Source organism: Moorena sp. SIO4G3 (assembly GCF_010692305.1).
Lineage (GTDB): Bacteria > Cyanobacteriota > Cyanobacteriia > Cyanobacteriales > Coleofasciculaceae > Moorena > Moorena producens_A.
Window position 1 is genome coordinate 1 of record NZ_JAAHIG010000410.1, and the last position, 7534, is coordinate 7534.

At 45.1% G+C, this 7534-nt stretch carries 2 protein-coding genes; both read left to right on the forward strand.

Features of this window, described 5'->3' with window-relative positions:
* Positions 1-715: 715 nt before the first annotated feature.
* Entirely contained in the window at positions 716-4162 is a 3447-nt protein-coding gene (locus tag F6J99_RS38290) for a GAF domain-containing protein (protein WP_293121174.1), read from the forward strand.
* 399 nt (positions 4163-4561) lie between these two features.
* Positions 4562-7534: NB-ARC domain-containing protein (locus F6J99_RS38295; protein WP_293121176.1), on the forward strand; the 2973-nt coding region annotated here is incomplete at its 3' end.

Here is a 7534-nt window from a genome sequence, read left to right on the forward strand (position 1 = left end):
TCATATTTGAAAATGTTCTGTAGGGTGCGTTAGGGATGGACTAGCCCTGATTTTCGCATTAGCCAGTATTGGAACAGTCCATCCCGTAACGCACCACCACGTTAAACAACAAAAGTGAGATGCACCCCATCGTCATGGCGTAGTGGTTGATTAAAACTATCTATGCAGTTGGATTGGTGAAAATTGCTTCAACTGCTCGGAATTACAACAACACGAGTCGCGCTCATTAAACCAAACACCATTAACCATTAACCGTGCCACCTGCCTAGGTTTGAGCTTTGTTGTCACCCCTTGAGGACGAACGCCCATTAGCTGATAGCACCTCAAGTAGCATCTCAAGTAGCGCATATGCTGATAGCTGTTGGCGTAGCATCTCAAGTAGCGCATATGCTTACGTGAACAGTTACGAGGATACACAAGACTGCCGAAAAACTATACCTGTAGAGTTAGTCATTACTACATTACTACTACCACTAGCGTATATTCAGTAAATTGGCGTAACTATTAAGACACAAAATTCAGTTAATTGACTGAGATAACTTCCTAGATAAATATGGTTAGATTAAAAACTGGAGTCAATCTCAAAATTCTAAATAGGTTGTGAACGCTTACGTGGCCAAGATTCTTGGAATTCCAAGAGTTTTGGGTTTCTGGATTTTCACAAATCGTTTATAAACCCTATAGCTATCGTTCTAGTAAAAATAGTCACGGTCATATGCATTGTTCAAAAGACTTACGTTGGGAATTACCTGTTACACCTCAAGGGATAACCCAATATCGACAACGGCAATCCAGTGAACTCACCGATCGCAACAATTCCCAAACACAAAGGAAAAGTAATGATCTGCGCACTCAATTACTGAAGACGATTCTACCAGCGGTTTTAACCCCTCTAGGTCTGGCTGGACTCTTCAGCTACAGTGCTATTTCCCGCAGCTCCCAACAGCAAGCTGAGCAACTCTTAGAGGGTGAAACCCTAGTTGCGGGCAGAGTTTTGTATATATTTTTAGAGGAAGCAAAAAGAATACCTGCTACATTGGCCGCTAGCCCTCTAGTAGTTGAAGCAGCTAGCACTGCAGCGAAAGTTTCTCAAGTTAAAAACCTTGCCAAATTACCCTACTACGAGGTTGAAGATTCTTTCTCCGCTACCCGGTTGATACAGCCGAATCAAGCTCTCAATTATTACTTACATAAAACTACAGCAATTCATGAGTTTGTCGAGATATCTTTTACCGAAAAACATGGGTTTAATGTGGCTTACAACACTCCTACTCATGACTTTGTCCAACGGGATGAAGCCTGGTGGCAAGTGGCAAAAAATAATCCCAGTCAGCAGGTGATGAACACGAGATTTGATGACACTAATAATAGGTTCGTGATTGACTTCAGCAAAGCGATCACAGACCCAGCAACTGATGAATTCCTAGGGGTTGTTAGAGGAGTTTTGCCTGCCTCTGTTTTCAGCACCATATTTAAAAACCTGCTGAAGGATTTGGAAATTGGGGATTCTCAATATATGCAGCTACTAGCCCTGAAAAAAGACGACACTGTGGCTGTTGTAGATACCATCTACCAAGGGAAGAGTCAAGAGCAGCCACAGAAACTGCTAGGGGCAAAGGATAAAGCAGTTGTACAGAACCTGAAAATTTTGCTCGAAGCTGTTGAAACTGGGAAAACAGTCCAACAGAAGGGACTGACCATAAAGTCAGCTAATTCACCACTTTTCCCAAACTTAAAGCTGGCCACCTTTGATCATAATACCAGGCACTATATAATGGTTGCAGTTCCTGATAGCAATTGGACTCTGGCTGTCTCGATCAAACTTAATGAACTCAGAGCAGCGGGTAGAAAAGCGGCAATAGGCTTTACTAGTTTGTTCGTGGTACTGGGCATTATTATTACCTTGGTAGTCAGAGCTTTATCCGATCAGTTAGCAAAACCCTTGGGTCAGTTGGCTAATACTGCTAAGGCGGTGATTGCAGGCAACCTGAACGTTCAGGCGGAACTGCTTGGTGCTACCGAGACGCAGCTACTGGCTCAAGTTTTTAATAACCTGGTGACACGGATCAAAGGTCGATTACAGGAGCAAGAACAAGAAACTGAACAGGCGCGGACACTAGTGCTAGTCAGCAACCAGCTTCAGCAATCCTTAAACTTCGACAATATCCTACAAACTTCCGTTTATGGGTTACACCTTGCCCTCAAGACAGACGGTGTGTTTATCTATCGCTTTAATCCTGACTTCAAAAGCGGGATAATTGCAGCGGAGGTCGTAGATTCTGGTTTGGTTGAAGCCCTAGGGCAAACTATTTACGAACCAATCACGACCGAGGAAATTCAGCAGTTTAACTTGGAAAAGCTTGTCAGTGTCGAGAACCTTCAACAAGGTACTCTAACTGGTGCTCCTGGCCAGTTCCTTCAACCCCTTGGTGTCGTAGCCAGCCTAGTTGCACCAATTATAGTTGCAGGTGAACTTTTCGGCTTGTTGTACGCGAATCATTGCTCAGAACCCCACCGTTGGCAGGAGTCAGAACGTCACTTAATGAAGGAGTTAACTAGACAAATCGGTGATGCCCTCACCCAAGCCCTGCTCCTGGAACAGCAGCAAGCCACGGTGGACATTTCCCAAACGTTAAATGAGATTACCGCTAGTATGCTTGAATCCCTAGAACGGGAAAAGATTTTCGCGGCTACGGTGCTGGGAATTAAAAGAGCGCTCTCGTGCGATCGCACAATCATTTACCTCCTCGAACAGAATCAGAAAGGCTCAATGGTTGGCCTTTCAGTAACTTTGGATGGGTCTGTTACCCTAGAAACACAGAAAGAAGAGTTAGATTTTCCCCTAGAGGATGTTGATCACTACCAGTCACGTCAGGTTCTAGCCATTGATAATCTTGAGGGTAAGTTGACCTACTACCAGCAGTCCCAAGTCGAGAGGCTTGGCCAAAGCTCTCTATTGCGTGGAGCTAAAGCCAGTTTAGTAGCACCGATTTTGGTGGCAGGTAAATTGATTGGCTTTCTGGCTGCCCATCAATGTTCACAGCCAAGAGCTTGGCAGGAAACGGAGATTAACCTTTTGACTCAGGTGGCGATTCAATTCAGCTTTGCTCTAAAGCAGGCTAATCTGCTCGAAAAGACGGAAAGAATTTCTCAAGAGCAAAGACAGGAAAAAGAAGCACTCCAGAAGCAACTGCTGGTAATGCTTAAGCATGTGCAAGGGGCAGCACAAGGAGATCTGACAGTGCGCTCTGACGTGACTTTGGATGAAATTGGGAAAGTTGCTGATGGTTTTAACACCATTATTGAGAGTTTGCAAACTATCGTAACCCAGGTCAACAACTCAGCGGTTGAAGTCAATACCTTACTGGAAAACAACGAGGTGGTAGTTGGTCAACTAGCAGAAGATGCTCTTAAGCAAGCTTCAGAAACCACTCGCACCCTGGATTCAGTAGAGCAAATCACCGATTCGATTCAAGCAGTGGCTGAGCATGCTGATCAGGCGGCGAGGGTAGTTGATGGAGTTACAACCACTGTTGAAGCTAGCAGCACTGCTATTAACCTAACTCAGGAGAGTATCCTGGAATTGCGAGACACGATTGGGGAAACGACGTCAAGAGTGAAGCAGCTAGGTAAATTTTCCGAAAAGATTGCTAAGGTGGTTGCCTTGAGCAACATGCTCAAAGTCCAAACCAATGTTTTGACTATTAACACTGAGATTGAGGCTGCGCGGTCTGGTGGGATTCAGGGTTTTGTCGTGATTGCCAAAGAAGTGAATCAGCTTACCAACCAATTGATCAAAGCTACCCAGGAAATTCACAAGATAGTAGATGATATCGACCTAGAAACGTCTCAATTAGTCAAGGTAATGGAACAGAGCACTGCTGTGGTGGAGAAGGGGACAAGTCGAGTTGAGGAAGCTAAGCAGAATATGAAACAGCTGAGGTCGGCTTCGTGCCAGATCGAGCAGCTAGTGACAGCCATTTCCCAAGGGAGTCTTTCCCAAACCGAAACCACTCAGAGCGTCGCTATGTTGATCAAAGAGATGGCCCAATTCTCCGAACGTACCGTTGATTCCTCTAGGCAAATTTCAAGTTCCTTAACCTCAACTGTAGCCGTAGCTCAGGAATTGCAGGAGTCAGTTAGTGGTTTTAAAGATTTTTGATAACACCAGCTGTCAGCGGTTGGCCTATGGCCACGCTACTTGAGGTGCTGTCAGCGGTTGGCCTATGGCCACGCTACGCAAACAGCTTTGTGGCACAGCCTTTGACGCTGTGACTTAACTCAAATTAAACTAATACTTACCTCTTTTATTATTAACGCTTTCCTCCTTAACCGTGCCCATAAGCTGATAGCTGATAGCTGATAGCTGAATAGTAAAATTAAATTATATTAACTGTGTTCAAAAAACTTAAAGTTCTTCAAACCCTTGCTATTCAATGATCCGAAGTTACCTGTGCCCTTGTTTAAGGTTATTATCTGAATTGTCTCAGATTGACTTCATGATACTCTCAGAGTTTGGCATAACAATTGGCTTGGATACTGAGCAGAACCAGATTTCGCTATGAAGAATTCAGTGCGAGCTTCTGAATTAGGACTCAAATTGGTTGACCGGGCTAGACGCCTGAAAAGATGGAACAAAACCGCAGAAGCTTGGTGTAGCAGTGCCTTAACCTCTAGGGCAACCTTAAACCGATTTTGGGCCAGACAACCGATTCGCTGTGACACCTTTATCGCCATTTGTGATGCTGTAGGGGTTGATTGGGACAAGGTTGTTGAGCCAGATAAGATTAAGGCAGATCAAATCAATAACGGCAAGAGTCCCACTGTGGCTCAAATTAAACCTGTTGATTGGGGACAAGCACCAAAGCTAAGAGATTTCTACGGTCGTACTGAGGAACTGAACACCCTACAGCAATGGATTCTTAAGGACAAGTGCCGCCTGGTGACACTTCTAGGGATGGGGGGAATTGGTAAAACCTCTGTGGCTGTGACTTTAGCCCATCTTCTGGAAGATAAATTTGAGTTTGTGATTTGGCGCACTCTACGCAATGCCCCTCCCCTAGAAGAACTCCTGGCAGACCTGATTCAATTTCTGTCTCGACAGCAGGAAACCAATTTACCCTCCTCTGTAGATGGCAAAATTCTGCGATTGATTCGCTATTTACAAGGGGGGCGTTGCTTGCTAGTTCTAGATAATGTGGAGTCGATTCTGCAAAGTGGCGATCGCACCGGTAGTTATCGAGAAGGATATGCTGAATACGGTGAGCTGCTCAGAAGTATTGGTGAAACTGCCCACCACAGCTGTCTATTACTGACCTCTAGGGAGCCACCCCAGGAATTGACTATCCTGGAGGGGGAAAACTTACCGATTCGCTGCTTCCCACTCAAAGGGTTATCAGACACCGATGGGCAGGAAATCCTGAAGGAAAAAGGAAATTTTGCTGGGGATGACACCCAGTGGCTGACCGTGATTGAGCACTATGCTGGAAATCCTTTAGCCTTAAAAATGGTGGCTTGTCTGGTCAGAGACTTTTTTTATGGCAATATTGCTCAGTTCCTGAATTTTTTAAAGCAAGGCTCATTCATTTTTGATGATATTCGGGATTTGCTAGACCGGCAGTTTCAGCGCCTGAGTGCTACACAACAAGACCTGATGTACTGGCTAGCTATTAATCGGGAACCGGTTTTTTTTAAAGAGTTGGAACAGGACGTTTTCTGCCACCGATGCGCTCCTGACATTTTACAGTCTCTAGGGTCTCTACAACGGCGCTCATTGATTGAGAAAACCTCGGCTGGGTTTACCCAACAACCTGTAGTGATGGAATACATGGTTAATCGATTAATTGAGCAGATTCCTGAGGAAGTTACTAGTAAAAATTTTGCTCTGTTGCGCAGTCACGCATTAGTCAAAGCCACTGCCCCTGAGTATATTCGGGATAGTCAAGTCTCTCTGATTCTCGAACCGATTATTGAAAGATTACTCGCTCGTTTTGGTTGCACAAAACAGCTCAGCAATCACTTGCTGGAAATTATTTCAATGCTGCGCTCCCCAACTCCCACGGTAAAAAAAATAACTCAAGATACGGCATATAGCTGTGGTAATATAATTAATATACTGCGCCAATTACAGGTGGATTTAAGCAGCTATGATTTTTCTAATCTAACAGTTTGGCAAGCTAACCTACAGGGAATTAAATTACACAATGTCAATTTCGCTGATGCTGACTTAACCAGCTCAGTATTTACGGAAACCTTAGGAAATATTTTATCAGCAGCATTCAGCCCAGATGGTAAACTATTAGCAACCTGTGATACAGATTGGAAGGTTCGCCTGTGGGAAGTACCAAGCGGTAAACTAGTTTTGATCTGTGAGGGTCATACCAATTTGGTACGGGACCTTGCTTTCAGCCATGATGGTAAAATCTTAGCCAGTTGCAGTGCGGATCACACCGTTAAGTTTTGGGATGTCAGTGATGGTAAGTGCTTAAGGACTTGTACCGGACATAGTAATGAGGTATGTTCAGTGGCTTTTAGTCCAGATGGTCAGACCCTAGTTACTAGCAGTGGCGACCACACCTTGAAAGTCTGGGATATCAAAACTGCAGAATGTCTCAAAACTTGCACCGGACATAGCAGTTGGGTTAGATCCGTTGCCTTTAGTCCAGATGGTAAGACTATAGCCAGTAGCAGTGACGACCACACGGTGAAATTCTGGGATAGTGGCACTGGAGAATGCCTGAACACTGGCACTGGACATAGGGATTGCGTCGGGTCAGTGGCATTCAGCTGTGACGGGAAAACCTTAGCCAGTGGCAGTGGCGACCACACGGTTAAGTTTTGGGAGGTAAGCACAGGTCGCTGCTTAAGAACTTACACAGGACATAGTAGTGGTGTCTACTCAGTGGCCTTTAGTCCAGATGGCAAAACCCTGGCTAGTGGCGGTGGCGACCACATGGTTAGGCTGTGGGATACTAGCACCAATGAATGTTTGAAAACCTTGCATGGACACAGCAATCAAGTATTTTCAGTGGCCTTTAGTCCTTATGGAAACACCCTGGTTTGTGTGAGTTTAGACCAAAAGGTGAAGCTATGGGATTATCAAACCGGTCAATGCTTGAAAACTTGGTATGGACATACGGATTGGGCAATGCCCATCGCGTTTAGTAGTGACGGTCACACCCTGGCTAGTGGCAGTAACGACTACACAGTGAGAGTATGGGATTATGGTACTGGTAGCTGCATCAGAACCTTGCCCGGACATACTGACTTTGTCTATTCAGTGGCATTCAGTAGTGACAGGAAAACCTTAGCCAGTGGCAGTACAGACAATACGATTAGGCTGTGGGATGTCAGCACAGGTCGCTGCATTAGAACACTCCATGGCCATACTGATTGGGTATTTTCAGTGGCATTGAGTAGTGACGGGAAAACCTTAGCCAGTGGCAGTGCCGACCAGACGGTGAAGCTGTGGGATGTCAGCACAGGTCACTGCATCAGAACGTTTCAAGAACATACCGATAGACTGTGTTCAGTG

Coding starts and splice junctions, on each gene's coding strand:
- F6J99_RS38290 (WP_293121174.1), top strand. CDS start 716: ATGCATTGTTCAAAAGACTTACGTTGGGAATTACCTGTTACACCTCAA.